The 25,761-nt window shown below is 68.6% G+C and carries 29 protein-coding genes; 13 read left to right on the top strand and 16 right to left on the bottom strand.

Annotated elements, in window-relative coordinates; genetic code table 11:
- The 4 genes from FHD68_RS19780 to speB all read right to left on the bottom strand — a co-directional run.
- A partial coding sequence (locus FHD68_RS19780) for a DUF4167 domain-containing protein (RefSeq protein ID WP_139085121.1) occupies positions 1 to 871 on the bottom strand: 871 nt, incomplete at its 3' end.
- Between the two features lie 254 nt (positions 872 to 1,125).
- Positions 1,126 to 1,962: a peptide chain release factor N(5)-glutamine methyltransferase gene (gene prmC, locus FHD68_RS02750; RefSeq protein WP_046000019.1), complete on the bottom strand. Its 837-nt coding sequence runs from the start codon at positions 1,960 to 1,962 to the stop codon at positions 1,126 to 1,128.
- Positions 1,959 to 3,014 (bottom strand): peptide chain release factor 1, encoded by a 1,056-nt coding sequence (gene prfA / locus FHD68_RS02745; protein WP_127897871.1) that lies wholly within the window; start codon positions 3,012 to 3,014, stop codon positions 1,959 to 1,961. Before prfA ends, prmC begins: the two co-directional genes overlap by 4 nt.
- 110 nt (positions 3,015 to 3,124) lie before the next feature.
- Positions 3,125 to 4,084: an agmatinase gene (speB, locus tag FHD68_RS02740; RefSeq protein ID WP_127897870.1), complete on the bottom strand. Its 960-nt coding sequence runs from the start codon at positions 4,082 to 4,084 to the stop codon at positions 3,125 to 3,127.
- Positions 4,085 to 4,307: 223 nt separating this feature from the next.
- Here speB and rpsF point away from each other — a divergent pair, with 223 nt between their 5' ends.
- The 4 genes from rpsF to bmt all read left to right on the top strand — a co-directional run bounded on the left by rpsF (position 4,308) and on the right by bmt (position 6,731).
- Positions 4,308 to 4,748: a 30S ribosomal protein S6 gene (rpsF, locus tag FHD68_RS02735; protein WP_045981105.1), complete on the top strand. Its 441-nt coding sequence runs from the start codon at positions 4,308 to 4,310 to the stop codon at positions 4,746 to 4,748.
- Between the two features lie 13 nt (positions 4,749 to 4,761).
- Positions 4,762 to 4,989, top strand: a complete 228-nt coding sequence (gene rpsR, locus FHD68_RS02730) for a 30S ribosomal protein S18 (protein ID WP_042247758.1) — start codon at positions 4,762 to 4,764, stop codon at positions 4,987 to 4,989.
- A gap of 13 nt (positions 4,990 to 5,002) precedes the next feature.
- Positions 5,003 to 5,593 carry a 50S ribosomal protein L9 gene (gene rplI / locus FHD68_RS02725; protein WP_127897869.1) on the top strand — a complete coding sequence of 197 codons (591 nt, stop codon included), beginning with the start codon at positions 5,003 to 5,005 and terminating at the stop codon, positions 5,591 to 5,593.
- Between the two features lie 163 nt (positions 5,594 to 5,756).
- Entirely contained in the window at positions 5,757 to 6,731 is a 975-nt protein-coding gene (gene bmt, locus FHD68_RS02720) for a betaine--homocysteine S-methyltransferase (RefSeq protein ID WP_045981118.1), read from the top strand.
- Here the strand turns inward: bmt and FHD68_RS02715 are convergent.
- Positions 6,728 to 7,807 carry a PA0069 family radical SAM protein gene (locus FHD68_RS02715; protein ID WP_244297739.1) on the bottom strand — a complete coding sequence of 360 codons (1,080 nt, stop codon included), beginning with the start codon at positions 7,805 to 7,807 and terminating at the stop codon, positions 6,728 to 6,730. The two genes, bmt and FHD68_RS02715, sit on opposite strands and share 4 nt — an antisense overlap.
- A gap of 99 nt (positions 7,808 to 7,906) precedes the next feature.
- Here FHD68_RS02715 and yghU point away from each other — a divergent pair, with 99 nt between their 5' ends.
- A complete protein-coding gene (gene yghU, locus FHD68_RS02710; RefSeq protein WP_167550351.1) occupies positions 7,907 to 8,770 on the top strand; it encodes a glutathione-dependent disulfide-bond oxidoreductase in 864 nt (287 codons plus the stop codon).
- A 130-nt stretch (positions 8,771 to 8,900) separates the two neighbouring features.
- On the opposite strand, the gene ilvC is transcribed toward yghU, so the two are convergent.
- A complete protein-coding gene (gene ilvC, locus FHD68_RS02705) occupies positions 8,901 to 9,923 on the bottom strand; it encodes a ketol-acid reductoisomerase (RefSeq protein WP_045981101.1) in 1,023 nt (340 codons plus the stop codon).
- A gap of 128 nt (positions 9,924 to 10,051) precedes the next feature.
- On the opposite strand from ilvC, the gene FHD68_RS02700 reads away from it, so the two are divergent.
- Genes FHD68_RS02700 through FHD68_RS02690 form a run of 3 tightly spaced genes read left to right on the top strand, consistent with a single transcriptional unit; the run spans position 10,052 to position 11,470 of the window.
- The gene (locus tag FHD68_RS02700) at positions 10,052 to 10,507 is read left to right on the top strand and encodes an Lrp/AsnC family transcriptional regulator (protein WP_045981117.1); all 456 of its coding nucleotides are present in this window, start codon (positions 10,052 to 10,054) and stop codon (positions 10,505 to 10,507) included.
- Positions 10,504 to 10,962, top strand: coding sequence for an Lrp/AsnC family transcriptional regulator (locus tag FHD68_RS02695; RefSeq protein WP_045981100.1), 459 nt, complete (start codon positions 10,504 to 10,506; stop codon positions 10,960 to 10,962). Before FHD68_RS02700 ends, FHD68_RS02695 begins: the two co-directional genes overlap by 4 nt.
- A 58-nt stretch (positions 10,963 to 11,020) precedes the next feature.
- Positions 11,021 to 11,470 carry a DUF305 domain-containing protein gene (locus FHD68_RS02690; RefSeq protein ID WP_127897866.1) on the top strand — a complete coding sequence of 150 codons (450 nt, stop codon included), beginning with the start codon at positions 11,021 to 11,023 and terminating at the stop codon, positions 11,468 to 11,470.
- A gap of 15 nt (positions 11,471 to 11,485) precedes the next feature.
- Here FHD68_RS02690 and ilvD read toward each other — a convergent pair whose 3' ends face one another.
- Both ilvD and FHD68_RS02680 read right to left on the bottom strand, forming a co-directional pair.
- On the bottom strand, positions 11,486 to 13,324 hold the full coding sequence (gene ilvD, locus FHD68_RS02685) for a dihydroxy-acid dehydratase (protein ID WP_127897865.1): 1,839 nt from the start codon (positions 13,322 to 13,324) through the stop codon (positions 11,486 to 11,488).
- Between the two features lie 174 nt (positions 13,325 to 13,498).
- Positions 13,499 to 13,813 (bottom strand): DMT family transporter, encoded by a 315-nt coding sequence (locus tag FHD68_RS02680; protein ID WP_045981098.1) that lies wholly within the window; start codon positions 13,811 to 13,813, stop codon positions 13,499 to 13,501.
- 221 nt (positions 13,814 to 14,034) lie between these two features.
- On the opposite strand from FHD68_RS02680, the gene FHD68_RS18865 reads away from it, so the two are divergent.
- Positions 14,035 to 14,208, top strand: a complete 174-nt coding sequence (locus tag FHD68_RS18865; protein ID WP_164871395.1) for a TMEM199/VMA12 family protein — start codon at positions 14,035 to 14,037, stop codon at positions 14,206 to 14,208.
- Positions 14,209 to 14,212: 4 nt separating this feature from the next.
- Here FHD68_RS18865 and FHD68_RS02675 read toward each other — a convergent pair whose 3' ends face one another.
- The 4 genes from FHD68_RS02675 to FHD68_RS02660 form a co-directional block, all read right to left on the bottom strand.
- Positions 14,213 to 14,812 (bottom strand): HNH endonuclease, encoded by a 600-nt coding sequence (locus FHD68_RS02675; protein WP_045981097.1) that lies wholly within the window; start codon positions 14,810 to 14,812, stop codon positions 14,213 to 14,215.
- 157 nt (positions 14,813 to 14,969) lie between these two features.
- A complete protein-coding gene (locus tag FHD68_RS02670; protein WP_045981096.1) occupies positions 14,970 to 15,626 on the bottom strand; it encodes an alpha/beta hydrolase in 657 nt (218 codons plus the stop codon).
- Positions 15,623 to 16,255: a DNA-3-methyladenine glycosylase family protein gene (locus FHD68_RS02665; RefSeq protein ID WP_127897864.1), complete on the bottom strand. Its 633-nt coding sequence runs from the start codon at positions 16,253 to 16,255 to the stop codon at positions 15,623 to 15,625. The genes FHD68_RS02670 and FHD68_RS02665 overlap by 4 nt, the downstream gene beginning before the upstream one ends.
- Positions 16,248 to 16,871, bottom strand: a complete 624-nt coding sequence (locus tag FHD68_RS02660) for a GntR family transcriptional regulator (protein WP_045981094.1) — start codon at positions 16,869 to 16,871, stop codon at positions 16,248 to 16,250. Before FHD68_RS02660 ends, FHD68_RS02665 begins: the two co-directional genes overlap by 8 nt.
- A 64-nt stretch (positions 16,872 to 16,935) precedes the next feature.
- Between FHD68_RS02660 and FHD68_RS02655 the strand changes: the two genes are divergently transcribed.
- The gene (locus FHD68_RS02655; protein WP_045981093.1) at positions 16,936 to 17,598 is read left to right on the top strand and encodes a pyrimidine 5'-nucleotidase; all 663 of its coding nucleotides are present in this window, start codon (positions 16,936 to 16,938) and stop codon (positions 17,596 to 17,598) included.
- A gap of 71 nt (positions 17,599 to 17,669) precedes the next feature.
- The gene (locus tag FHD68_RS02650; protein WP_127897863.1) at positions 17,670 to 18,869 is read left to right on the top strand and encodes a UbiH/UbiF family hydroxylase; all 1,200 of its coding nucleotides are present in this window, start codon (positions 17,670 to 17,672) and stop codon (positions 18,867 to 18,869) included.
- Positions 18,870 to 18,933: 64 nt separating this feature from the next.
- Here the strand turns inward: FHD68_RS02650 and dapA are convergent, their stop codons facing one another.
- Complete coding sequence (dapA, locus tag FHD68_RS02645; protein ID WP_046000330.1) at positions 18,934 to 19,809, bottom strand: 4-hydroxy-tetrahydrodipicolinate synthase; 876 nt, start codon at positions 19,807 to 19,809, stop codon at positions 18,934 to 18,936.
- 123 nt (positions 19,810 to 19,932) lie between these two features.
- On the opposite strand from dapA, the gene FHD68_RS02640 reads away from it, so the two are divergent.
- Entirely contained in the window at positions 19,933 to 21,996 is a 2,064-nt protein-coding gene (locus FHD68_RS02640) for a lytic transglycosylase domain-containing protein (protein ID WP_127897862.1), read from the top strand.
- Here the strand turns inward: FHD68_RS02640 and FHD68_RS02635 are convergent.
- The 3 genes from FHD68_RS02635 to FHD68_RS02625 form a co-directional block, all read right to left on the bottom strand.
- The gene (locus FHD68_RS02635; protein WP_127897861.1) at positions 21,962 to 22,915 is read right to left on the bottom strand and encodes a DMT family transporter; all 954 of its coding nucleotides are present in this window, start codon (positions 22,913 to 22,915) and stop codon (positions 21,962 to 21,964) included. The two genes, FHD68_RS02640 and FHD68_RS02635, sit on opposite strands and share 35 nt — an antisense overlap.
- 99 nt (positions 22,916 to 23,014) lie before the next feature.
- A complete protein-coding gene (locus tag FHD68_RS02630; RefSeq protein ID WP_045981091.1) occupies positions 23,015 to 23,803 on the bottom strand; it encodes an inositol monophosphatase family protein in 789 nt (262 codons plus the stop codon).
- 73 nt (positions 23,804 to 23,876) lie between these two features.
- The gene (locus FHD68_RS02625; protein ID WP_045981090.1) at positions 23,877 to 24,791 is read right to left on the bottom strand and encodes a LysR family transcriptional regulator; all 915 of its coding nucleotides are present in this window, start codon (positions 24,789 to 24,791) and stop codon (positions 23,877 to 23,879) included.
- A gap of 92 nt (positions 24,792 to 24,883) precedes the next feature.
- Between FHD68_RS02625 and metF the strand changes: the two genes are divergently transcribed.
- Complete coding sequence (gene metF, locus FHD68_RS02620) at positions 24,884 to 25,756, top strand: methylenetetrahydrofolate reductase [NAD(P)H] (RefSeq protein ID WP_045981089.1); 873 nt, start codon at positions 24,884 to 24,886, stop codon at positions 25,754 to 25,756.
- The last annotated feature ends 5 nt before the right edge of the window (positions 25,757 to 25,761 follow it).

The following is a 25,761-nucleotide window of genomic DNA, read 5'->3' as shown; positions in this document are numbered from 1 at the left end:
CCACCGCACGCGGCGCGCGGGGACGCGAGACGCGGGTCCGTGCGGGCTTGGCCGGGGCTTCCGCCTCGGGCGTGCGGACGGCGGCGCCGCCGTCGTCCTCAGTGGCAGGCATCACCTCGGGCAGGCTGGGCTGCTGCAGGAACTGCGGCGCGTTCTCCTCGGACAGGTCGGGACGCGGGTCCTGACGCGGCTCGACGCGCGCGTCCTGGCGCGGCTCGGACCGCGGGCGCTGCTCACGCGGCTGGTTGTCGCGCTGGCTGTCACGACCCTGATTGTCGCGGGCCTGATTGTCACGATTCTGATTGTCGCGGGGTTGGCTGTCGCGACCCTGGTTGTCACGGGGCTGACCATCGCGGGCTTGGTGATCGCGCTGACCGTCGCGGGGCTGGTGTCCGCCATCGCGCTGCTGGTCCCGCTGCTGTCCGCCGTCGCGCTGCTGATGGTCGCGGCGCTGGTTGCCCTCGCCCTGCTGGCCCTGGTTGCCGTTCTGGCCACCATTGTTCCGATCGCCGCTGTTCTGACCACCGTTGTTCTGACCGCCGCTCTGGCCGCCCTGGTGATAACCATGGCTGCCGATGTTGCTCTGATAGCCGTCATCGTCGGGGCGGCCCTGGCGTTCGGCCATCTCGCGGTTCGCCTCGCCCAGCATGCGGGTGTAATGCTCGGCGTGCTGCAGAAAGCTCTGCTCCGCGACGCGGTCATGGGACAGCTGCGCGTCGCGCGCCAGCGTCAGGTATTTCTCGATGATCTGCTGGGGGGTGCCACGCACCTTGCCCTCGGGCCCCGAGCTGTCAAAGACGCGATTGGTGATGTTCCCCAGCGTGCGCTGGCGGTTCGATTTGCTACGCGAGCGGGATTTTGATGATCTCATCAGTCTTGTCTGTAATGTTTCCGGGCGTCGGGATGCCAGCGTGAACTGGACGGCGGTGTCGGACGGATACGGGGGCTGTGACCACTCCGTTCAGCCCTGCCTTGCCCAACCGCGGCGCACCAGATGCACCCCTTCGGTATCGGCAGTTGTCAGGCTGACCCATGCGACGGCTAGGGCCTGTCGCACGCTGCCGACTAACCATGCAATGACGGGCCAGACAAGGGAAAACTGCGGAAATCACGATGAAATGGGCGTCAAACCGCCGCAGCGGGCGCGAAATCCGCCAGCACCACCCGGTCGCGCCCGTCCAGATCGGGCAGCACGCGCACCTGCGCGCCCTGCGCCCGGAACAGCGCCGCGACCGCCGCGCCCTGGGTCGGCCCTATCTCGACCAGGGCGGCGCCCTTTGGCGACAGCAGGCCGCGCACGCCCGCCGCGATGGTGCGATAGGCGCCCAGCCCGTCACCTTCGTCCGTCAGCGCATGGCGCGGTTCCCAGTCGCGCACGTCGGGGTCCAGCAGCGCCATCTCGATCGCCGCGATATAGGGCGGGTTCGACACGACCAGATCGAACGGCCCCTCGACCCCGTCCAGCCAGTCGGCCTGGCGGAACCGCGCGTCGACGCCGATCCGCCGGGCATTGTGCCGCGCCACCTGCAGCGCGGCCTCGGATATGTCGGTGCCCAGGCCCGTCGTCCCCGGACGTGCTGCAAGAAGAGAGATCAGGATTGCCCCCGTTCCCGTCCCTAGGTCCAGCACCCGCCGCCAGGGCCGCGCCAGCGCCGCCTCGACCAGCGCCTCAGTCTCGGGGCGTGGGTCGAGCGTGTCGCGCGTGACCTTGAAGCGATGCGCCCAGAAATCGCGGAAACCGGTGATCTGGGCCACTGGCTGGCGCAGGGCGCGGGCCGCGATGCCGCGGTTGAACTGCGTCGCCTGATCGTCGGTCAGCGCGCGATCGTCGGTGATGCGCAGCTGGCCCGGCTCGATCTCCAGCACCGCGGCCAGTATGCGGTCGGCGTCGCGCGACGCGCCCGCGATGCCCGCCGCGCGCAGCAGCGCCGTGCCCTGGGCCTGGGCATCCGACAGCCTCACTGCGCCTCAGCCAGGCGGGCGGCCTGGTCATGGGCGGTCAGGGCGTCGATGATCTCGGTCAGGTCGCCGGCCATGACCCGGTCCAGGGCATACAGCGTCAGGTTGATGCGATGATCGGTCATGCGGCCCTGCGGAAAGTTGTATGTGCGGATGCGCTCGCTGCGGTCGCCGCTGCCGACCTGCGCGCGCCGGTCGGCGGACCGTTCGGCATCGGCGGCGGCGCGCTGCATGTCATACAGGCGCGCGCGCAGCACGGCCATCGCGTTGGCGCGGTTCTGGTGCTGCGACTTCTCGCTGCTGGTGACGACGATGCCGGTGGGCAGGTGGGTGATGCGTACGGCCGAATCGGTCGTGTTGACATGCTGGCCGCCCGCGCCGGACGCGCGCATCGTGTCGATGCGGATGTCGGTCGCGGGAATGTCGATCTCGACGTCCTCGGCGGCCTCGGGCAGGACGGCCACGGTGGCCGCGCTGGTATGGATGCGCCCGCCCGATTCGGTCGAGGGGATCCGCTGCACCCGGTGCACGCCGGATTCGTATTTCAGGCGGGCAAAGACGCCCTCGCCCTCGATCCGGGCGATGGCCTCCTTGATGCCGCCCAGCTCGGTCCGGGTCAGTTCCAGCGTCTGGAACTGCCAGCCCTGGGCCTCGGCGTGGCGGCGGTACATCTCCAGCAGGTCGCCCGCGAACAGCGCGGCCTCGTCGCCCCCGGTTCCGGGGCGGATCTCCAGAATCGCGGGGCGCGCGTCCGCCGCATCGCGCGGCAGCAGCGCCAGCCGCAGGTCCTGCTCCAGCGTGGGCAGCAATGCGCCCAGACGGCGCAGCTCGTCCTCGGCCAGGTCGCGCATCTCGGGATCGGCCAGCAGGGCGCGGGCCTCGACCAGCCCGTCCTGGGCGGCGCGCCAGCGGTCGATCTGGGCAACGACCGGCTTCAGCTCGGCATATTCGCGGCTGATCCTGGCGATCTGGTCGGCGGCGGGGCCGGCATTCAGCTGCGCCTCGAGAAACTCGAAGCGGGCGGCGATCTGGTCAAGGCGGTCCTGGGGCAACATGGATGCGGCTTACCCCCCGGCCCCGGACCGTACAAGCGCCCTTGCATTCCGACACGACGCCGGGGGGGTCCGGGGGGCGCGCAGCCCCCCGGCGCGGCGCGGGACGCAACTCATCGCCGCGACCAGCCGAACAGCGCGATCAGCTCCAGCGCGACATGCGCGCCCGCGATCGCCGTGGCCCCGGTCGTGTCATAGGGCGGAGAGACCTCGACCACGTCGCCGCCGATCAGGTCGATCCCCGCAAGCCCGCGCAGCAGCGCCGCCGCCTGCCAGCTGGCCAGCCCGCCCCAGACCGGAGTGCCGGTGCCCGGCGCAAAGGCCGGGTCCAGCGCGTCGATGTCGAAGGTCACATAGCAGGTCCGGTCGCCGACCACCGCCCGCACCCGCGACAGCGTCGCCTCGATCCCGTCCCGATGCACCGACGGCGCATCCAGGATGGTCACGCCCAGCGTGTCGGGATTGTCGGTGCGGATGCCGATCGACACGCTGGCCGCCGGGTCCACGATCCCCGCCTTGATCGCCTTGTACAGGAACGTGCCGTGGTCGATCCGGTCCGGGTCGTCGTCGACCCATGTGTCGGAATGCGCGTCGAACTGGATCAGTGCCACGGGCCCCCGCCGCGCCGCGACTGCGCGCAGGATCGGCAGCGTGATGAAATGATCGCCCCCCAGGGTGATCGGCGCCGTACCCGCATCCAGGATCGCGCCGACATGCGCCTCGATCCGGGCGGGCACCTCGCGGACATTGGCGTAATCGAACGCCATGTCGCCGTAATCGACCACATCCAGCACCGCCATCGGGTCATAGCCCCAGCCATAGGGCGGATCGAAGGCCTGCAGGCTGGACGCCTCGCGGATCGCGCGGGGCCCGAACCGGGTGCCGGGCCGGTGGGTCACCGCCTGGTCGAAGGGGATGCCCGTCACCGCGACGTCGACGCCGCCCAGGTCCTTGGTATAGCGGCGGCGCAGAAAGCTGGTGGCCCCGCCAAAGGCGTTCTCGAAGGACAGCCCGCGCAGGCTGTCGCGCGTGAAGGCCTGATCCACCTGGGTCTTCGCATCTTCCAGCGCCATCGCCGCTCCCCCTGTCGTGCCGGCGGCCAGATTGGCCGCGCGCATGGACGGGCGCAAGGGGCGCCGGACGCGGCCGGGGGCGAAAACCCTTGCATCCGCGCGGTTCGCTGCTATGACACGCCATCCTTCCGCCTGAGCTTGACTGTAACGGCGCAGCCTCTCGTGACGGGTGCGGAAGGGACGGCCCGTCGATGAAATGCGCATTCAAACCGAAAGGATCGCCATGCCTCTGTACGAGCATGTGCTGATCGCCCGCCAGGACCTGTCGAACACGCAGGCCGAAGGGCTGATCGAACACTTCTCGACCGTTCTCGCCGACAATGGCGGCAAGGTCGTCGAGCACGAATACTGGGGTGTGCGCACCCTGGCCTACAAGATCAACAAGAACCGCAAGGGCCACTATGCCTTCCTGCGCACCGACGCCCCCTCGGGCGCCGTGCTGGAAATGGAACGCCTGGCCCGCCTGCATGATGACGTGATGCGCGTGATGACCATCCGCGTGGACGAGCATCAGGAAGGCCCCTCGGTCCAGATGCAGAAGCGCGAAGAGCGTGGCGAGCGCGGTGACCGTGGCGACCGTCCCCGGGGCGACCGTGGCGACCGCGATCGCGGCGACCGTGGTGATCGTGGCGGCGACCGCGGCGAACGCCGCGAGCGGAACTGAGAGGATCTGACGAATGGCCAACAAACCCTTCTTCCGTCGTCGCAAGGTCTGCCCGTTCTCGGGCGATAACGCACCTGCGATCGACTACAAGGACACCCGCCTGCTGCAGCGCTACATCAGCGAACGCGGCAAGATCGTGCCCTCGCGCATCACCGCCGTCTCGGCCAAGAAACAGCGCGAGCTGGCCCGTGCCATCAAGCGCGCGCGTTTCCTGGCCCTGCTGCCCTATGTCGTCAAGTAAGGAGACCTGAACGATGCAAGTCATCCTGCTGGAACGTGTGGCCAAGCTGGGCCAGATGGGCGAAGTCGTGAACGTCAAGCAAGGCTTCGCACGCAACTATCTCCTGCCCCAGGGCAAGGCGATGCGCGCGTCGGAAGCCAACATCAAGGCGTTCGAAGGTCAGAAGGCGCAGCTGGAGACCCGCAACGCGGAGTCGAAGGCCGAAGCCCAGAAGATCGCGGACAAGCTGGACGGCCAGACCTTCGTGGTCATCCGTTCCGCATCCGATTCGGGCGCGCTGTACGGCTCGGTCACCACGCGTGACGCGGCCGAGGCCGCGACCGAGGCCGGCTTCACCGTCGACCGCAAGTCGGTCGTCCTGCGCGAGCCGATCAAGGACCTGGGCCTGCATGACGTCACCGTCGTGCTGCACCCGGAAGTCGAGGCGACGATCACCATGAACGTCGCCCGCTCGGCCGAAGAGGCAGAGCTGCAGGCGCAGGGCAAGTCCATCCAGGACATGGCCGCCGAAGCCGACGCCGAGGCCGAGTTCGAGATCGCCGAACTGTTCGACGACATCGGCGGTGCCGATGACGGCGAAGGCGACGACCGCGACCGCAACTGATCCCACCGGATCAAGCGCAGAGTTTTTTGCCGCGCCGGGAAACCGGCGCGGTTTTTCATTCGTTCCTGTCAAAATTCTCCTTGCTGTGACACATCCCGACATGGACCTGATGACTGGACCCGACATCGCCCCGGCCCCCTTGGCCGTGGCCAAGGAAGTGGTGATGACCGACGCGCTGTCCCTGATGCTGCAGACCCGCCCGCACGTGCTGGCCGACGGCGCAACGGGGACCGCCCTGTTCAACATGGGCCTGGACGCCGACACCCCGGCCGAGATCTGGAACGCCACCCATCCCGACCGCATCGCCGCCCTGCACCGCAGCGCGATCGAGGCCGGGTCCGATCTGTTCCTGACCAACAGCTTTGGCGCGAATGCCAGCCGCCTGGCGCGCCACGGCGCAGCCGCCCGCGTCACCGAACTGAACCGCCGCGCCGCCGAGATCGCCCGCGATCAGGCCGATCGTGCGGGCCGCACCGTCATCGTCGCGGGCAGCATGGGCCCCAGCGGCGAATTCATGGCCCCGATGGGCAGCCTGACCCATGCGCGTGCCGTCCAGATGTTCCACGAACAGGCCGAGGCGCTGCGCGACGGCGGCGCCGACATCCTGTGGGTCGAGACCCTCTCCTCGCTGGAGGAGCTGCGCGCCGCGGCCGAGGCCGCGCGCCTCGCCGGCATGGCCTGGTGCGGCAGCCTCAGCTTTGACACCGCGGGCCGCACGATCATGGGCGTGACGCCGGGACAGCTGGCCGCCGCGGTGGAACGTTTGCCCAATCCGCCCGTGGCCTATGGCGCCAATTGCGGCGTCGGCGCGTCCGACCTGCTGCGGTCGGTCACCGGTCTTGCCGCATCGGGCAATGAACGCCCGACCATCGCCAAGGGCAATGCGGGCGTGCCGCATCTGCAGGACGGCCATATCCATTACGACGGCACGCCCGAACTGATGGCCGATTACGCCTGCCTTGCGCGCGACCTGGGCGTGCGGATCATCGGCGGCTGCTGCGGGACCATGCCCGCGCATCTGCGCGCGATGCACGAGGCGCTGGAGACCCGCCCCCGCGGCCCCCGCCCCGCGCTGGACCGGATCACCGCACAGCTGGGCGCCTTCAGCAGCTGCGGCGAGGACGACCGCCGCCACTAGAACAGCGACAGCTGGTCTCCGGCCTTGGGCGGCGGCCCGAACCGCGAACAGTCCAGCGCCGGCCCGCCCGTGCGGTACCCCAACCTGGTTCGCGCCAGCCGGAATCGCTGCTGGGCCAGTTGCGCGTGCAGGCCCTCTCCGCGAAACCGGTGGCCGAAACGCGGGTCGTTGTCGCGCCCGCCGCGCATGTCCTGCACGCGGTTCATCACATGCGCGGCCATCCCCGGCCGGTGCCGTTCCAGCCAATCGCGAAACAGCGGCGCTACCTCATGCGGCAGGCGCAGGGGGATCATCGTGGCGGTGGTTGCCCCGGCCTCGCGCGCGGCGGTCAGGATCGCCTCGATCTCGGGCTCGGTCAGGACGGGGATGACCGGGGCGACCATCACGCGGACGGGCACGCCCGCGCGCGACAGATCGCGGATCATCCGCAGACGGGTCGCGGGTGCCGGCGCGCGCGGTTCCAGCGTACGGGCCAGATCCGCGTCCAGCGTGGTGATGCTGACACCCACCGAGGCCTGATCGCGTGCCGCCAGTTCCGCCCACAGGTCCAGATCGCGCAGGACGGTCTGGCCCCGCGTCACCAATGTCACCGGGTGGTTCCAATCGCGCAGCACCCGCAGGATGCCAGGCATGATCGCAAGCCGCTTTTCCACCGGCTGATAGGGATCTGTGTTCGTGCCCAGGGCGATCGGCGCGGGGCGATAGCTGGGCCGCGCCAGTTCGCGCGCCAGCAGGTCGGCCGCATCGGGCTTTGCGGTGATCCGCGTCTCGAAATCCAAGCCAGGCGACAGGCCCAGCCAAGCATGCGTCGGCCGCGCATAGCAGTAGATGCAGCCATGTTCGCACCCCCGATAGGGATTGATCGACCGGTCGAAGCTGATGTCCGGAGAGGTATTGCGGGTGATGATGTTGCGCGGGCGCTCGACCGTTACCTCGGTCCGCAGCAGGGATTGATCCTCGGCGATGTCCCAGTCGTCGGCTTCGCGGGTTCTGACCTGCTGTTCGTACCGCCCCGCGGGGCGAGTGTCGGCCCCACGGGCCTTGATGCGCTGGTCGGGATCACGGGGCGGAAGCATCCTGCAATTATAGAACATAATAAGAACATCGCAAGCCACCGGTTGATGTTTCGCAAGCCCGCCCACATCTCTGATCCGACGCAATCACAGGACATCCCGATGAGCGACGACTATACCCCGCCCAAGGTCTGGACCCCGGGCAAGGAGAATGGCGGCCAGTTCGCCAGCATCAACAAGCCCACCGCCGGGGCCCAATATGACCGCGACCTGCCCGTGGGCCAGCATCCGCTGCAGCTTTATTCGCTGGCAACGCCCAACGGACAGAAGGTCACGATCCTGCTGGAGGAGCTGCTGGAGGCCGGCCATGACGCCGAATATGACGCGTGGCTGATCAAGATCGGTGACGGCGATCAGTTCGGAAGCGGCTTCGTCGCGGCGAACCCGAACAGCAAGATCCCCGCACTGATGGACCATTCGGTCAGCCCCCCGCAGAGGGTCTTCGAATCAGGATCCATCCTGCTGTACCTGGCCGAGAAATACGGGGCCTTCCTGCCCACGGATTCCGCCGCACGAACCGAGACATTGAACTGGCTGTTCTGGCAGATGGGCGCGGGCCCCTATCTGGGCGGCGGCTTCGGGCATTTCTACGCCTATGCACCCACCAAGATCGAATACGCGATCGACCGGTTCACGATGGAGGTCAAACGTCAGCTTGACCTGCTGGACAGGCGCCTGGCCGATAGCCGCTTCATCGCGGGCGACGACTACACCATCGCCGACATGGCGATCTGGCCGTGGTACGGGCGACTGATCACGGGGGGCGCCTACGGCGATGCGGCGACCTTCCTGGATGCCGAAAGCTATCGCAACCTGCATCGCTGGCAGGCCGAGATCGCGGCGCGCCCGGCGGTTCAGCGTGGCATCATGGTGAACAACGTGTCCGGCGATCCCGCGAAACAGCTGCATGAACGCCATGACGCGTCGGATTTCCAGACGAAGACGCAGGACAAGCTGCAGGCATGAGGAAGGGGGGCGTTGCCCCCCGTCCTTCGGACTCCCCCCAGGGTATTTGGACAAAGGAGAATGACATCTTCTTTGCCCAAATACCCCACGGGGGTCCGGGGGGGGGTGTGAAACCCCCGGCTTCGACAGATCAGTTGCGCGCGCGGTCGACCATCTTGCCCTTGGAGATCCAGGGCATCATCTCGCGCAGCTTGGCGCCGACCTGTTCGATCTGATGCTCGTCGTTGATGCGGCGCGTCGCCTTGAACGACGGCTGGCCGACGGCGTTCTCCTGCATGAAATCGCGCACGAACTTGCCGGTCTGGATGTCGCGCAGGACGGCCTTCATGCGGGCTTTCGTCTCGTCATAGGGCAGGATGCGCGGGCCGGACACGTATTCGCCGTATTCGGCCGTGTTCGAGATCGAGTAGTTCATGTTCGCGATGCCGCCCTCGTAGATCAGGTCGACGATCAGCTTGACCTCGTGCAGGCACTCGAAATACGCCATTTCGGGCTCGTAGCCGGCCTCGACCAGCGTCTCGAAGCCCATGCGGATCAGTTCGACCAGGCCGCCGCACAGGACCGCCTGTTCGCCGAACAGGTCCGTCTCGCATTCCTCGCGGAAGTTGGTCTCGATGATGCCCGACCGGCCGCCACCGATGGCCGAGCAGTAGGACAGGCCGATATCCATTGCCTTGCCCGAGGCGTTCTGATGCACCGCGACCAGGCAGGGCACGCCGCCGCCCTTCGTGTATTCGCCGCGCACCGTGTGGCCGGGGCCCTTGGGCGCCATCATGATGACATCGACGCCGGGCTTGGGCTCGATTAGGCCGAAATGCACGTTCAGGCCGTGGGCAAAGGCGATCGCCGCGCCTTCGCGCAGGTTGTCATGGACGTACTTCTTGTAGGTCTCGGCCTGCAGTTCGTCGGGCATGGTGAACATGATGACGTCGCACCAGGCGGCGGCTTCGGCGATGCCCATGACCTTCAGGCCCTCGCCCTCGGCCTTCTTGGCGGACGGGCTGCCCTCGCGCAGGGCCACGACGACGTTCTTGGCACCGCTGTCGCGCAGGTTCAGGGCGTGGGCATGGCCCTGGCTGCCATAGCCCAGGATCGCAACCTTGGCGTCCTTGATCAGGTTCACGTCGCAATCGCGGTCATAGTAAACGCGCATGGGGAAGTCCTTTCGATTTGCCGATACCGTTCTAACCTGTGGACCGGGTTCGAACCTCCGCATTCGATCAATAGTTCAGGCATCTTGCGAAAAGATCATGCCATGATAATGCCAATCTCATGACTTTCATGCCCGACCCAACCGATCGCCGCATCCTGCGCCAGCTTCTGGCCGATCCCGCCGCCGCCAATGCAACGCTGGCCGAACGCGCGGGCGTCACCGCGGCCAGCCTGTGGCGACGGATGGAGCGGATGCGCGAGGCGGGCGTCCTGCGCGGCGTGCAGGCCCGCATCGACTGGCGCGCGATGGGCTGGGCGGTCGAGGTCAGCCTGCGCTTCACGCTGGACAAGACCAACCCGCGCGCCTTCGACGAGTTCGTCGCAGCCCTGCGCCAGGTCCCCGAGGTGATCGAGATCCAGTCCTTCCTGGGCAGCGTCGACTGGCGCGCCTCGGTCATCGCCCGCGACATGGCGCATTGGCAGCAGGTCTATCGCGACCGCATCCTGACCCTGCCGCATATTGCCGAACTGGACGCGCTGATGCTGGTCGCGACCATCAAGGACAGCGAGGATCTGGCCCTGTGACCGACCTGGACGCGACCGATCTGGCCATCCTGCGGGCGCTGGCACGCGACGCGACTACCAGCGCCGCCGATATCGGGCGCGCGGTCGGCATCGGCCAGCCTGCCGCATGGCGGCGCATCCGGCGGCTGACGGATCAGGGCGTGATCGCCGGCCGGCGCGTGGTGCTGGACCCGGCCGCGCTCGGCTTTGGCGTGACCGTGTTCCTGGGGATCAAGCTGGCCGCCAAGGGCCGCACCGGGCTTGAGGATTTCGAACGCGCCGTCACCGCCATCCCCGAGGTGCAGCTGGTCCAGCACGTCCTGGGCCAGTTCGACTACCGGCTGCGAATCACCGCTCGCGACATCAGTGATTTCGAACGCATCCTGCGCCGCCGCATCATGACCCTGCCCGGCGTGGGCCAGGTTGAGGCGAACGTGATGCTGTCAGAGGAACGCCGCCCCGGTCCCTTGGGCTGAGGGAACATCGGCGTGGATCCCCTGTTGGGGGCAGGCACTTCTTATGAAAGGCCATGCCATGACCCATGCCCGCTTTCTGGCGACCATCGCCGTCTCGACCGTTGCGATGTTCGCGATGATGTATCTGAACACCTGGGATCTGTCGCATGTCCGGTTCAGTCAGACCCGCGCCTGGATGGCCCTGTATATGGGGGGCGGGATGGCGATCGTGATGCTGGTCGCGATGTGGGGGATGTTCGCGAACCGCCGCGCCAATGTCGCGGCCCTGGCGGGGGCGGCCGTCGTCCTTGGCCTGGGCGTCGCGATGGTGCGCAGTCAGGCGACGGTGGACCAGGTATCGTGGATGAAGGCGATGATCCCGCATCACTCCATCGCCATCCTGACCAGCACCCGGGCAAAGATCACCGACGCCCGCGTCCGCGCGCTGGCCGATGGCATCATCGAGACGCAGCGCCGCGAGATCGCCGAGATGGAGGCGCTGATCGGCGACTTGGAGGGCGCCAGGTGACCGGCGCCCCGCCACTTACTCCGGGATCACCCGGACGGCGCCCTTTGCCGCGCTTGTGGTCATCGCCGCATAGGCGCGCAGGGCGGTGGTGATCTTGCGCTTGCGCGGCTTGGCGGGCTTCCAGCCTTCCGCATCGCGGGTGGCGCGGCGGGCGGCCAGGGTCGCGTCGTCGACCACCAGCTCGATCTTGCGGTTCGGGATGTCGATGCGGATCAGGTCGCCCTGCTCGACCAGACCGATCGTGCCACCCTCGGCCGCCTCGGGAGAGACATGGCCGATCGACAGCCCCGAAGACCCGCCCGAGAACCGCCCGTCGGTCACCAGCGCGCATTCCTTGCCCAGGCCCTTGGATTTCAGATAGCTGGTCGGATACAGCATCTCCTGCATCCCCGGCCCGCCGCGCGGTCCTTCATAGCGGATCAGTACGACCTCTCCGGCCTTGACCTTGCCGGTCAGGATGGCACTGACGCTGTCGTCCTGGCTTTCAAAGATATGCGCGGGCCCCTCGAAGGTCAGGTTCGAATCGTCCACCCCCGCCGTCTTCACGATGCAGCCGTCCTCGGCCAGGTTGCCGTACAGCACCGCCAGCCCGCCATCGCGCGAGAACGCGTGCTCCGACGACCGGATCACGCCCGTCTCGCGGTCCAGGTCCACGTCGTCATAGCGGTTCGCCTGAGAGAACGCGGTCTGCGTCGGCACCCCGCCCGGCGCCGCGCGGAAGAAATCGTGCACCGACGCCGCGGTCGTGCGCGACACGTCCCACCGGTCCAGCGCCTGTGCCAGCGTGCCGGAATGGACGCTGCCCACCGAGGTGTCCAGCAGCCCGGCGCGGTCCAGCTGGCCCAGGATGGCCATGATGCCGCCGGCGCGGTGGACGTCCTCCATGTGCACGTCCGATTTCGCGGGCGCGACCTTGCACAGCACCGGCACCTTGCGCGACAGGCGGTCGATGTCGGACATGGTAAAGTCGATCTCGGCCTCATGCGCCGCGGCCAGCAGGTGCAGGACGGTGTTGGTCGATCCGCCCATCGCGATGTCCAAGGTCATCGCATTCTCGAAGGCGGCAAAGCTGGCCACGTTGCGGGGCAGGACGCTGAAGTCGTCACCCTCGTAATGGCGCTTGGCCAGGTCGACGATCAGGTGGCCCGCCTCGACGAACAGCCGCTTGCGGTCGGCGTGGGTCGCCAGGGTCGATCCGTTGCCCGGCAGGGACAGGCCCAGGGCCTCGGTCAGGCAGTTCATCGAATTGGCCGTGAACATCCCCGAACACGACCCGCAGGTCGGGCAGGCCGACCGTTCGATCACCTGCACATCCTCGTCGCTGACCGAATCATCGGCCGCCGCGACCATGGCATCGACCAGGTCCAGCGCCTTGACGCGACCGTCCTGCAGCACGACCTTGCCGGCCTCCATCGGCCCGCCCGACACGAAGACGGTGGGGATGTTCAGGCGCAGCGATGCCATCAGCATGCCCGGCGTGATCTTGTCGCAGTTGCTGATGCAGACCATTGCGTCGGCGCAATGCGCATTGACCATGTATTCCACCGAATCGGCAATGACCTCGCGCGAGGGCAGCGAATACAGCATGCCGTCATGGCCCATGGCGATGCCGTCATCGACCGCGATGGTATTGAATTCCTTGGCGATGCCCCCGGCTGCCTCGACCTCGCGGGCGACCAGCTGGCCCAGGTCCTTCAGGTGGACATGGCCGGGCACGAACTGGGTGAAGCTGTTGACGATGGCGATGATCGGCTTGCCGAAATCGCTGTCCTTCACGCCTGTCGCGCGCCACAGGCCCCGTGCGCCGGCCATGTTGCGGCCATGGGTGGTGGTGCGGGAACGATAGGCGGGCATGGCGGATCTCCTTTGGCTGGCATTGCGTCTATCACCCCTCGGCGCGGAAGGAAATTACCCCCGACGCGGGAATTTCGCGGTTTTCTGTCGGCAGGGCGCGACGCGGCGGGGGGTCCGGGGGGCGCAGCGCCCCCGGCCGTCGCGGGACGCAAGCGCGCCCCGCCATCGGGCCTGTCAGGAGGCCAGCTTCATCGTGACGATGCCCGCGACGATCATCCCCGCCGCCGCCATGCGCATCGCGGTGACGGGTTCTGCCAGAAACACCACGCCCACGACAAAGCTGCCCACCGCGCCGATGCCCGTCCAGACCATGTAGGCCGTCCCCAGGGGCAGCGACCGCATCGCCGTCGCCAGCAGCCAGAACGACGCGATCATGCCGACGACCATCACGATGGTAGGGATGGGGCGCGTGAAGCCGGCCGAATATTTCATCGCCGTCGCCCAGACGATTTCCAGAAGACCGGCCGTGAACAGAAGAAGCCATGGCATGGCTGAACCCTCCGAATGATCCGGGCCGTCCCGGAAGTGTCAGCCCGTCAGGGGGAGGTCGTCCTCTGCCGCCCCATCTAGGACGCCTGATTCCCCCGGTCAAGACGCCGGATCTCGGCGCGATCCCGCCCCGTCCCCGTCAAAACGTCGCGCATTCTCCGCATGGCCTTCCCAACCCGACCCATGCGGCCCATATTGGATGTCAGGAGAAGGAGTGTCCCATGCCGCTGACCCATTTCCTCGCGTTGATCGCCGTGACGATCCTGGCCGCCGCGGTGACGCTGTGGGCAGGGCTGTCGGCGGGCGTTCCCCCGATCGCCTTCCTGCTGCTTGCGCTCAGCGGTGCGGTGCTGGTGCATCTGAACAACCGCGACCGCCACGATCACGACGGCTGATCGCTCAGCTGTCCAGTTCGGCGTCCCAATACAGGAAGTCCATCCAGCTGTCGTGCAGATGGTTCGGCGGAAAGCGCCGCCCGATCGCATGCATCTCGTCCGCCGACGGTCGGCGCGCGGGCTTGCGCAGCTGCATGCCGGAATGGCGCAGGCTGCGGTTGGCCTTCTTCAGGTTGCAGGGCGAACAGGCCGCGACCACGTTCTCCCAGCTGGTGATCCCGCCGCGCGACCGCGGCACGACATGGTCGAAGGTCAGATCGCCCTTGGCCCCGCAATACTGGCAGCAGAATTCGTCCCGCAGAAAAAGATTGAAGCGCGTGAATGCCACGCGCTTCTGGGGTCGGACGAAATCCTTCAGCACCACCACCGAGGGGATGCGGAACGCCTGTCGCTGGCTTCGCACCTCGTGGTCGTATTCGGCGATGATGGTCACCCTGTCCAGGAACACCGCCTTGATCGCCTCCTGCCACGGCCACAGCGACAGCGGGTAATAGGACAGCGGCCGGTAGTCGGCATTCAGGACCAGCGCCGGGAAATGGCGCAGGTTGGCCGGCTCGCGCACGAACTGCGTTCGGAAATCGGAATGAAGATGGTCGTCCAGCATAGCGCCTTCCCGTCTGCCCCGTGGGGTTGACCGGGGCGCCCGTCAGATCCGTTGCGTCGACTATATCTGGCGGCGGTGATCTGGCAAGCCCCCGCATCTATTCCCGACGGACCATCCCATAGACGCCCAGGATGACAGCAGCGTGACGACCCCGCGATCAGTCGGGCAGATGCTCCTTCAGAAAGGCCAGCGCGACCGACAACCCGTCCGGAGAGATGCCGTGCCCGGTCCCCTGCATCACGTGGCCATAGACGGTGAATCCCGCCTCCTGCAGGGTCTGGCCGGCTAGGGACATGTCGTCGAAGGGCACCACCTCGTCCTGGTCGCCATGGATCAGCAGGACCGGCGGCTTGACCCGCGCCTCCTCCGCCAGGACCTCGGGGGTCAGCAGGCGGCCCGAAAATCCGACGACCCCCGCCACGGCCACGTCGCGGCGCGGGGCCACGTGCAGCGCCATCATCGTGCCTTGGGAAAAGCCCACCAGCACCATCCGGTCGGGGGTCAGCTCCTCGGCGGCCAGCACGGTGTCCAGGAATTCGTTCAGCGCAGTCACCGACTGGCCCATGCTGATGCGGGCATCGACCTCGGACGATCCGTCCAGCCAGGGAATCGGGAACCACTGGAACCCCATCGGATTGTTGCGCGACGGCTCGGGCGCGTCGGGCGCATAGAAGGCCGTCGTGGGCAGATGCGGCGCCAGCGGCTCGGACAGGCCCAGAAGGTCTGTCCCGTCGGCGCCATAGCCGTGCAGGAAGACGACGACCGATCCGGCCTTCTCGGGGCCCCGGCGGGCGGATTGCAGCGGTTCAGTCATGATATTCCCTCGCGTCCTTTGGCCCAGCGGTAATAGGCCCAGAGCCCCCGCGCCGCAACCGCGCGCCACGGTGCCCAAGGCTCGGCCAGCGCGCGCAGCGCCTTGGGCCCGGGCCGTTCGGACAAGCCGTACATGCCGCGCGCCGCCTTCTGCAGTGCCAGGTCGCCCGCCGCGAAAACATCCCGGCGGCCCAGTGCGAATTTCAGATAGATCTCGGCCGTCCAGACCCCGATGCCCGGCAGGGCCACCAGCCGCGCCATGGCCTCATCATCGGGCAGATCGCGCAGGCCCTGCCAGTCCAGCCCCGCCGCGGCGATCCCCCTCAGATAGCGCGCCTTGGGACGCGACAGCCCCGCGGCACGCAGGCTGTCGTCATGGGCCTCTCGCAGGGTCGCCTCCCGGTCCAGCCCCGCGGCCTGCAGCCGCCCCCAGATCGCCGCCGCCGCCGCGACCGAGACCTGCTGGCCCACGATGGCCTGCGCCATCGCCGCGAACCCGTCCGGCTGGCGGCGCAAGGGCAGCGGGCCAAGCTGGGGCAGCACCCGCGCCCAGACCGGGCAGACGGCCGCCAGATGCGCGGCCCCTTCGTCGATGTCGGCCTGCGTCAGGATCAGGCGCGGCTCAGCCACCCGCCTGCGCCTCCAGCTTCAGCCGCGTCTCCCACGCCATCGAGATATGCTGGCGCAGTGCGCGGTCCGCCGCCGCCCCGTCCCCTGCCGCGATCGCCTCGACGATGCGGGCATGTTCGGCCAGCGCGGTCTCGCCCCGCCCCTCGGCGGCCAGCGAGGTCCGCGCCATCAGCGCCATGGTCCGATGCACCAGGTCCAGCTGCTGCACCAGATAGCGGTTGTGCGATGCCAGATGGATCTGCCGGTGGAATCGTTTGTTGGCCCGCGCCAGCGCCTCGGGGTCGCCCTTGGTGCGGCGGTCCTCCTCGACCATCTGGGCCAGCACGCGCACCTCCTCGGGCGTCGCGTGGCGGGCAGCCAGGCGGGCGGCCAGCGCCTCCAGCTCCGCCCGCACGGTGTACAGCTCGGCCAACTGGTTGTGGTCCAGCGATGCGACGATCAGGCTGCGCCCGTCGCGCACCAGCATGGCCTGGGTCTCCAGCCGCTGCAGCGCCTCGCGCACGGGGGTGCGGCTGACGCCGAACCGCTCGGCCAGCTCGGATTCGACCAGCCGGTCGCCAGGGCGGTATGTGCCGCCCTCGATGGCGGTCAGGATCAGGGAATAGGCGTCTTTCATCCGCGAACGATTGGCCCGCGCGCGCCGAATTGCAAGCGGCCAGCGCGCAAGCTATGCCTCTGCCATGGATTTTTCGCATGTCACCGCCTGGATCTTCGATCTGGACAACACCCTCTACCCGCCCGAGGCGCAGCTTTTCGCGCAGATCGAGGTCCGGATGACCGCCTGGATGATGCGCGCGCTGGACGTGCCGCAGGATCATGCGAACCGCCTGCGCGCGGATTACTGGCGGCTGCACGGCACCACGCTGGCCGGGCTGATGGCCGAACATCAGGTCGATCCCGCGGCCTATCTGGCCGACGTGCACGACATCGACTTTTCGGTGCTGACCCCCGACCCGGACCTGGCCGCGGCCATCGCGGCCCTGCCGGGACGGCGGATCATCCACACCAATGGCGACGCGGGTTATGCCCGCCGCGTGCTGGCCGCCCGCGCCCTGCCCGAGGACCTGTTCGACGCCGTATACGGCATCGAGGAGGCGGGCTTTCACCCCAAGCCCGACCCGCGCGCCTATGCGCCGATCCTGGCCGCGTCCGGCATCGACCCCACGCGGGCCGCGTTCTTCGAGGATGACCCGCGCAACCTGATCGTGCCGCACGACCTGGGCATGCGCACCGTGCTGGTGGGCGACGGTCGCCACGGGCCCGACGCGCTGACCGGGGGGGTCGGCCCGCATGTCCAGCACCGCACCCATGACCTGACCGGCTTTCTGCGCGCGCTGGTCTGACTGCGACAGCGCCGCCCCTTTCCCCCGCCCGCGCGGCGGGGCAGTCTGACCCGGAACCGAAGGGGCCTGCCATGACCGACACGCGCATCGACGACATCGACATCCTGATCTCGGGCGGCGGGTTGGCCGGGCTGATCGCCGCCTGCGCCTTCGGGGCCCAAGGGTTCTCGGTCCTTTGCGTCGATCCCGCCCCCCCGGTGACGGAGGAGGACGCGGCGGGCGCCGACTTGCGCTCGACCGCCTTCCTGATGCCCTCGGTCGCGCTTTTCGAACGCATCGGGCTGTGGGAGCGCCTCGCCCGCCACGCCACCGCGTTGCAGGTGATGCGCATCGTCGATGCCGGGGGCGCCACCGCCACGCCGCGCCTGACCCGCGACTTCGACGCGGCCGAGATCGGCGACCAGCCCTTTGGCTGGAACCTGCCCAACTGGCTGATGCGGCGCGAGCTGATGGCCCGCACCCGCGCCCTGCCCTCGGTCCGGGTGATCCACGGCACTGGCACGGCGACGGTCCTGCCCCGATCCGAAGGTGCGGTCGTGACCCTGACCGACGGCCGCCGCCTGCGCGCCCGCCTGCTGATTGGCGCGGATGGCCGCGATTCGGCGGTCCGTCGCGCCCTGGGCATCGGGGTGCGCACTTGGCGCTATGGGCAAAAGGCGCTGGCCTTTGCCGTGACGCATGAACAGCCCCACCACAACGTCTCGACCGAGGTGCACCGCTCCGGCGGGCCCTTCACGCTGGTCCCCCTGCCCGACCGCGACGGACAGCCCGGTTCGGCCGTGGTCTGGATGGACGACGCCGCCGCCATCGACGCGCTGCTGGCCCTGCCCGCCCCAGGCTTCGAAGCCGCGCTGAACGACCGCTCCGCCGGGGTGCTGGGCCACCTGCGCCAGGCGACCCCCCTGACCGCCTGGCCGATCGTCAGCCAGATCGCCGACCGCTTCGCCGGCCCCCGCACCGCGCTGATCGCCGAGGCCGCGCATGTCCTGCCCCCCATCGGCGCGCAGGGCCTGAACATGAGCCTGGCCGACCTCTCGGCGCTGCTGGAGCTCAGCCGCGCCGATCCGGGCAGCGCCGACAGCCTTGCCCGCTACAACCGCACGCGCCGTCCGGACGCCTATGCACGCATCCTGGCCATCGACGCCCTGAATCGCGCCAGCCAGGCGCAGCTGCGCCCGCTGCGCGACCTGCGCGCCGCGGCTCTGGGCGGGTTGTACGGAATCGCGCCCGTGCGCCGGATGATGATGCGGGCCGGCCTGGGTCTCAGCTAAGACACCGGCACCGCGCGACACCGGGGGGTGCGGGGGGCTGGCCCCCCGCCGTCGCGGGACGCACTCAGATCAGGCCCGCATGCTCCAGCGCCGCGTCGATCAGATGGCGCGTCGGTTCGGTCAGCGGCGTCAGCGGCAGGCGCACCCGCTCATGGCACAGGCCCAGGCGCGACATCGCGTATTTCGCGCCCACCAGCCCCGGCTCGACGAAGATCGCCAGATGCAGCGGCATCAGCCGGTCCTGGATCTCCAGCGCCGCCGCGTAATCGCCGCGCAGCGTGGCCTCCTGGAACTGCGCGCACAGGCGCGGCGCGACGTTCGCGGTCACGCTGATGCAGCCCACGCCGCCATGCGCGTTGAAGCCCAGGGCCGTCGCATCCTCTCCGGACAGCTGGATGAAGTCCGCCCCGCAGGTCATGCGCTGGCAGCTCACGCGCTCCAGCTTGCCGGTCGCGTCCTTGACCCCGATGATCGAGGGGATCTTCGCTAGGACGCCCATCGTCTCGGGCATCATGTCGACAACCGACCGCCCGGGGATGTTGTAGATGATGATCGGCAGATCGCAGGCCTCGGTCAGCGCGGTGTAATGCGCGATCAGCCCCGCCTGCGTCGGCTTGTTGTAATAGGGCGTGACGACCAGTCCCGCATCCGCGCCCACGCTGGCCGCGTGCTGCAGCAGGCCGATGCCCTCGCGCGTGGAGTTCGACCCGGCACCCGCGATGACCGGGATGCGACCGTTCACCGCACGCACCACCTCCTCGATGACGGTGCGATGCTCGTCATGGGTCAGGGTGGGACTTTCGCCGGTGGTGCCCACGGGCACGATGGCGTGGCTGCCCTGTTCGACATGCCATTCGACCAGCTTCTTCAGCGTGTCCAGATCCAGCTCGCCGTCCGGGGTGAACGGCGTGACCAGGGCTGGCATCGACCCTTTGAACATGACACGCTCCATGATGATCCTTGGTGAAAGCAGGCAATTGCGCGGCCATCCCTAACCAAGGGCCGCGAACTTGCCAAGGTTGTGAATTGCACGCGGGGCGTTTGACGGTGACACAGGGTGGTGATGCGACTTCTGCGTGACATGACGATGGCGGGCCTTCTGGCCCTGTCCCTGGCCCTGCCCGCACGGGCCGAGGATCCGGGCGCGATGGCGCTGGCCCTGGCCGCGACCCAGGTCCAGGACTGGGTGACCGCACGCGACGCCGCCCGCGCCGCAGGCCCCCTGGGCGAGGCGCTGGTCGGCTGGCACGCCCTGCGCGCAGGCCACGGCGATTTCGCCGATTACGCGGGCTTTCTGCGCAACCATCCCGACTGGCCCGGCCTCGACCTGCTGATCCAGCGCGGAGAGACGCGGCTGCGCCCCGGCGCCGATCCCGACGACATCCGCCTGTGGTTCGACGGCCGCAGCCCCACCACGCGGGCCGGCCTGAACGCGCTGACCGCGATCCTGCCCGACGCCGATGCCGCCCGGACCCGCCAGGCCTTCTTCACCACGCAACCCCTGCCGGCCGAGGACGAGGCCGCCCTGCTGGCCGCCTTTCCCGAACTGCTGCCGCTGATCCCCGCGCGCATCACCGCGATGCTGGATGCGGGGGAATGGGCACAGGCCGAACGCCTGCTGCCCCGCCTGCCCGAGGCCGACCGCCCCCTGCCCCGCGCCCGGATCGCCGTGCAGGCGGGCCGTGCCGGCGTCGACGACCTGATCCTGGCGCTGCCTGCCGACCTGCGCTCCGATCCGGGCCTGGCGATGGACCGCTTCGACTGGCGCGTGGGCGCAAAGCAGCATGAGGGCGCCCAGGCCCTGCTGCTGGAATCCTCGACCAGCGCGGAGGCGCTGCGCGTTCCGGCGCGATGGGCGTCGATGCGGGTGGATTACACGCGGCTGGCCATGCGGAACGGCGACTGGGACCGCGCGCTGCGCCTGGCCACGCCGCATTTCCTGACGCCCGACAACCGCCATTACGCCGACCTGGAATGGCTGGCGGGCTTTGCCGCGTTGAAGACCGGCGATGCGGCCCGCGCGCTGACGCATTTCGACCATCTGGAAACCGTCGTCGGCGCCGCGATCAGCAAGTCGCGCGCCTTCTACTGGCAGGGTCGCGCGCATGAGGCCCTGGGCGACGATGCCGCCGCACGCACGGCCTTTGGTGCCGCAGCCGACCTGCCCGGCACCTATTACGGTCAGCTGGCGATGGAGAAGGTCGGCCGCAGCCTGCCCGCCGATTACGCCGTGGCCGACGCGGCCATCGACACCCTGCCCGACTGGCGCGGCAGTGCGCTGCGCGAGAATCCGATCTTTCGCGCAGGCCTGTGGCTGGTTGCCAGCGGACGGCGCGACGATGCGCAGCGCTTTCTGCTGCACTTGGCGGAAACCGCGGCCCCCGACGACATCGCCCGCATGTCGCGCCTGATGTACGAGGCCGGGACCCCCTGGCACGGGCTGCGCCTGGCCAAGCAGTCGGCGAACCAGGGCGTGATCTGGCCCGTCGCACATTTCCCCCTGACCGGGCTGGAGCGCGAGGATCTGGGTCCGCCGCCGGAACTGGTCATGGCCATCGCGCGGCAGGAATCCGAATTCAACCACACGGCCTCCAGCCCCGTCGGCGCGCAGGGGCTGATGCAGGTGATGCCCGGCACCGCCGAACAGGTCACGCGCCAGATCGGCATGCCCTATGACCTGGCGCGGCTGTCCAGCGATGCCAGCTACAACGCGCGGATCGGGTCGCAATACCTGATCGACCTGGCCGACCGGTTCGGCCCGTCCGTGGCGCTGATAGCGGCGGGCTACAATGCCGGGCCGGGGCGGTCCGCGCGTTGGCTGAACGATTTCGGCGACCTGCGCCGCGATGCCGATCCCGTGGACTGGGTCGAGATGATCCCCTTCGACGAGACGCGCAATTACGTCATGCGCGTTGCCGAGGCGCTGCCGATCTATCGTGCACGCATCCATGGCACGCCCGCGCCGGTCGTCACCCGGTGGGACCTGTCGGGCGGCGGTGCGGTGCCGCCCCCGCCGGCGCGGCTGACGCTGGCCCTGTCGGCCAAGCCGCGGCCCAAGCCCTTCATCGGACCGCGCCTGCCCGAAGGCTGGTTCAGCGCGACCGCATCCGCTGTCGCCACAGAGTGAACAGGCTGGCCGCGACGACGATCGCTGCCCCGATCACCACGTTGGCGCGCAGCGTCTCGTTGAACAGGACCACGCCCAGGATGCTGACCCAGACCAGCTGCGTATAGCCGAAGGGCTGCAGGGCCGACGCCTCGGCCAGCTCATAGCTGCGGATCATCAGGTAATGCGAGGTCATGCCGCAGACGCACAGGCAGCCCATCCAGACCCAGTCCATCGGTGCCAGCCACTGCCAGTCCCAGATGCCCACCAGCGTCATGGCCACCGCCCCCGACACGCCGGTCCAGAAAAAGCTGACCATCGCCGGATCGTCGCGCGACACATGTCGCGTCAGCAGGCCGTACAGCGCGAACATCAGCGCGGCCGCAAAGGGCAGCAGCGCCGCCATGCTGATGACCCCGCCGCCGGGGTTCAGGATCACGATGATCCCGGCAAAGCCCACCGCAATGGCGGTCCAGCGCCGCCATCCGACCGCCTCGCCCAGGACAGGCCCGGACAGGGCCGCGACCAGCAGCGGATAGACGGAAAAGACCGCATGCGTCTCGATCAGGCCCAGGCGGACGAAGGCCTCGACCATGATCAGCACCTCCAGCGCCAGGATCACGCCGCGGGCGATCTGGGTCAGGGGGCGTTTCGTGCGGATGGCGCGTTTCAACCCGCCCGGCTGGCGTGCGACCAGCGCGATCACGAACAGCGCAAAGACCCAGTACCGGATCATCACGATCAGCACCGGCGGATAGCCCCCGCCCAGGATGCGAGAGAACACGTCCTGGAAGGCGAAGATCAGGCTGACCGCGCACATCATGGCGATGGCAAGGCCGGTGCGGTCGCGGACGGGGGCCTGCCCCTGCGGCGGAACCGGGGGCGGCGCCGCGACGGCGGCGGATGCGGCATAGGGCTGGGTCGGTCGGTCGTCGGACATAAGCGGGCGCCTTCAGGGTTGCCCCCTGTTGCGCCCGCCATTCCGCAAGGTCAAGCGAGGGTCAGCGTTGCATGGTCTGCAACCCTGACCTGTTGCAGCCTAGTCGCGGGCGCGGATGATCTTGGCGAAGGGGTCCAGCAGGGTGGGGTTCGCCGCGATGAGGCGACCCGATTCCAGCGGATCGTCGCCCTCGCGGATGCCGTGGACGAAACCGCCGGCCTCGCGCACCATCAGGATGCCCGCGGCCACGTCCCAGGATTTCGTGCCGCGTTCCCAATAGCCGTCGAACCGGCCGCCGGCGACATAGGCCAGGTTCAGCGCCGCGGACCCGAAACCGCGCACGCCCGCACAGACGGGCATCAGCTGGGCCAGATCCTGGATCATCGCGGGCAGCGGGCCGGTCCCGGCATGCGGGATCCCGGTCGAGAACACCGATTCGGACAGCTTGGTGCGGCCCGACACGCGCAGGCGCTGATCGTTCATATAGGCGCCGGTGCCCTTTTCGGCCACGAACATCTCGTCCTTGGCGGCGTCGAAGATAACCGCGGCGACGATCTCCTTCTTGTGCTCCAGCGCGATGGAGACGGCCCAGTGCGGCAGGCCGTGCAGGAAGTTCGTCGTCCCGTCCAGCGGGTCCACGATCCAGCGACGGGTGGGGTCGTCGCCCTCGGTCTTGCCGGTCTCCTCGCCCAGCCAGCCATAGCTGGGGCGGGCGGTCATCAGCTCTTCCTTGATCAGGCGTTCGGCCTCGCGGTCGGCGCGGGTGACGAAATCGCCGGCGCCCTTGACGCTGACCTGAAGGTTCTCGACCTCGCGGAAGTCCTTGACGAGGGCGCGACCCGCCTTGCGGGCGGCCTTGATCATCACGTTCAGATTGGCGCTTGCCATCGGGTGCTCCGGGAATTGGGGTTGGCCGCGTCATAGGGCAGACGCGGCGGAAAGCCAAGCATCACGCGCCGGCCTAGCTGGACGGGCCGCGCAGCATCCGCAGGGGTTCGGTGCGCGACAGGCGCAGCACATGCGCCATGTAGGGCTGCGACAGGTCGTCCGACCGCACCGCCGCGTACAGACGGCGGCGGATCCCCTGCGGCCCCAGCGGCAGCAGCACCAGTTCCGGGTTCGCGGCCTCGCGCCGCAGGACCCAGTCCGGCATGACCGCGACGCCCCGCCCCGATGCCACCAGCATCAGCGCCACCGCGGTCAGCTCGACCGTGCGCTGGCGCGCGGGTTCGATGTTCGCGGGCGTCAGGAACTGGCTGAAGACGTCCAGCCGTGCGCGGTCCATCGGATAGGTGATCAGCGTCTCGGCGGCCAGATCGGCGGGATCGGCATGGCCCTTGGCCGCCAGCGGATGTCCCGCCGGCACGACCAGGGTCGGCGCATAGTCGAACAGCGGCTGAAAGGTGACGCCCGCCAGATCCTCGGGGTCCGAGGAGATCACCAGGTCCACCTCCTCGCGCACCAGCGCGGGCAGCGCGCCAAAGGCCAGGCGCTGGCGGATGTCCACGTCCACGTCGGGCCAGGCGCGGCGAAAGATATCCAAGACCGGCAGCAGCCAGTCAAAGCAGGCGTGGCATTCCATCGCGATGTGCAACCGGCCGATGCGCCCGGCCTCGACGCCCTTGAACTCTGCCTCGGTCGCCTCGACCAGGGGCAGGACCTGTTCGGCCAGGCGCAGCAGGCGCATGCCCGCGGCGGACAGGCGCATGGGCTTGGCGCGACGCACGAACAGCTGGGCACCCGACTGCTCCTCCAGCGCCTTGACCTGGTGGGACAGCGCGCTCTGCGTGATGTTCAGCACCTCGGCGGCGCGGGCCAGGCCGCCCTGTTCGTGGATCGCATGCACGGTGCGCAGATGGCGCAGTTCCAGATGCATGATGAAACGCCCTCACGTTGATGTTGAAGATTATGAATTTGTTTCACGCCGTGCCCCATGGCACAAGAGCCGCCAACACGAAGGGATTCGCCATGACCACGCCGAACGTCAGCTTTGAGTTCTTCCCGCCCAAGACGCTGGAAGCCTCGTTCAAGCTGTGGGAGACCGCCAAGGTGCTGGCCCCGCTGGCCCCCGATTTCGTGTCGGTCACCTATGGCGCCGGCGGCACGACCCGCAAGCTGACCCATGAGGCCGTGACCACGATCAACCGCCAGTTCGGGTTGCAGGTGGCGGCGCATCTGACCTGCGTCGAGGCCACCCGCGCCGAGACGATGGAGATCGTGCAGTCCTATGCCGATGCCGGGATCACCCAGATCGTGGCGCTGCGCGGCGATGCGCCCAAGGGGGCCGACCGCTTCACCCCGCATGACGACGGCTTCGCCAACTCGGTCGAACTGATCGAGGCGATCGCCGCGCGCGGCGACATGACGATCCGCTGCGGTGCCTATCCCGAACCGCACCCGGACAGCGCCGATGGCGATGCCGACGTGACCTGGCTGAAGCGCAAGATCGAGGCCGGGGCCACCAGCGCCATCACGCAGTTCTTCTTCGAACCCGAAACCTTTTTCCGCTTTCGCGACAAATGCGTCGCGGCCGGCATCGACGCGCCGATCATCCCCGGCCTGCTGCCGGTCCAAAGCTGGGCCGGGACCAAGCGGTTCGCCGCGACCTGCAACACCACCGTCCCGGACTGGGCCGAGGAGGCGTTCCAGCTTGCGGCCCTGGACGGCCCCGACGCACAGCGTGCGCTTGCGACCGACCTGTCGGTGGACCTGTGCGAAAAGCTGATCGCGGGCGGCGTGGACCAGCTGCATTTCTATACGCTGAACCGTCCCGAACTGACCCGCGACGTCTGCGCCGCCCTGGGTGTGCGCCCCAAGGCCGGGCTGGAGGCCGTGGCCTGACCACC

This window comes from Paracoccus marcusii (assembly GCF_006151785.1).
GTDB lineage: Bacteria > Pseudomonadota > Alphaproteobacteria > Rhodobacterales > Rhodobacteraceae > Paracoccus > Paracoccus marcusii.
The sequence above is the reverse complement of the archived record's forward strand: the minus strand, read 5'-3'. Positions and strand labels throughout refer to the sequence as shown.

Excerpts from the sequence above, each read along its gene's own strand:
- FHD68_RS02625 (WP_045981090.1), bottom strand. The coding sequence starts at position 24,791 with ATGCATCTGGAACTGCGCCATCTGCGCACCGTGCATGCGATCCACGAA.
- metF (WP_045981089.1), top strand. The coding sequence starts at position 24,884 with ATGACCACGCCGAACGTCAGCTTTGAGTTCTTCCCGCCCAAGACGCTG.
- FHD68_RS02670 (WP_045981096.1), bottom strand. The coding sequence starts at position 15,626 with ATGACTGAACCGCTGCAATCCGCCCGCCGGGGCCCCGAGAAGGCCGGA.
- speB (WP_127897870.1), bottom strand. The coding sequence starts at position 4,084 with ATGGCGCTGGAAGATGCGAAGACCCAGGTGGATCAGGCCTTCACGCGC.
- dapA (WP_046000330.1), bottom strand. The coding sequence starts at position 19,809 with ATGTTCAAAGGGTCGATGCCAGCCCTGGTCACGCCGTTCACCCCGGAC.
- prfA (WP_127897871.1), bottom strand. The coding sequence starts at position 3,014 with ATGTTGCCCCAGGACCGCCTTGACCAGATCGCCGCCCGCTTCGAGTTT.
- FHD68_RS02655 (WP_045981093.1), top strand. The coding sequence starts at position 16,936 with ATGGATTTTTCGCATGTCACCGCCTGGATCTTCGATCTGGACAACACC.
- FHD68_RS02630 (WP_045981091.1), bottom strand. The coding sequence starts at position 23,803 with ATGGCAAGCGCCAATCTGAACGTGATGATCAAGGCCGCCCGCAAGGCG.
- rpsF (WP_045981105.1), top strand. The coding sequence starts at position 4,308 with ATGCCTCTGTACGAGCATGTGCTGATCGCCCGCCAGGACCTGTCGAAC.
- FHD68_RS02660 (WP_045981094.1), bottom strand. The coding sequence starts at position 16,871 with ATGAAAGACGCCTATTCCCTGATCCTGACCGCCATCGAGGGCGGCACA.
- FHD68_RS02635 (WP_127897861.1), bottom strand. The coding sequence starts at position 22,915 with ATGTCCGACGACCGACCGACCCAGCCCTATGCCGCATCCGCCGCCGTC.
- FHD68_RS02715 (WP_244297739.1), bottom strand. The coding sequence starts at position 7,807 with ATGCTTCCGCCCCGTGATCCCGACCAGCGCATCAAGGCCCGTGGGGCC.
- ilvC (WP_045981101.1), bottom strand. The coding sequence starts at position 9,923 with ATGCGCGTTTACTATGACCGCGATTGCGACGTGAACCTGATCAAGGAC.
- FHD68_RS02650 (WP_127897863.1), top strand. The coding sequence starts at position 17,670 with ATGACCGACACGCGCATCGACGACATCGACATCCTGATCTCGGGCGGC.
- ilvD (WP_127897865.1), bottom strand. The coding sequence starts at position 13,324 with ATGCCCGCCTATCGTTCCCGCACCACCACCCATGGCCGCAACATGGCC.
- rpsR (WP_042247758.1), top strand. The coding sequence starts at position 4,762 with ATGGCCAACAAACCCTTCTTCCGTCGTCGCAAGGTCTGCCCGTTCTCG.
- FHD68_RS02680 (WP_045981098.1), bottom strand. The coding sequence starts at position 13,813 with ATGCCATGGCTTCTTCTGTTCACGGCCGGTCTTCTGGAAATCGTCTGG.
- FHD68_RS02700 (WP_045981117.1), top strand. The coding sequence starts at position 10,052 with ATGCCCGACCCAACCGATCGCCGCATCCTGCGCCAGCTTCTGGCCGAT.
- yghU (WP_167550351.1), top strand. The coding sequence starts at position 7,907 with ATGAGCGACGACTATACCCCGCCCAAGGTCTGGACCCCGGGCAAGGAG.
- FHD68_RS18865 (WP_164871395.1), top strand. The coding sequence starts at position 14,035 with ATGCCGCTGACCCATTTCCTCGCGTTGATCGCCGTGACGATCCTGGCC.
- bmt (WP_045981118.1), top strand. The coding sequence starts at position 5,757 with ATGACCGACGCGCTGTCCCTGATGCTGCAGACCCGCCCGCACGTGCTG.
- FHD68_RS02675 (WP_045981097.1), bottom strand. The coding sequence starts at position 14,812 with ATGCTGGACGACCATCTTCATTCCGATTTCCGAACGCAGTTCGTGCGC.
- rplI (WP_127897869.1), top strand. The coding sequence starts at position 5,003 with ATGCAAGTCATCCTGCTGGAACGTGTGGCCAAGCTGGGCCAGATGGGC.
- FHD68_RS02640 (WP_127897862.1), top strand. The coding sequence starts at position 19,933 with ATGCGACTTCTGCGTGACATGACGATGGCGGGCCTTCTGGCCCTGTCC.
- FHD68_RS02690 (WP_127897866.1), top strand. The coding sequence starts at position 11,021 with ATGACCCATGCCCGCTTTCTGGCGACCATCGCCGTCTCGACCGTTGCG.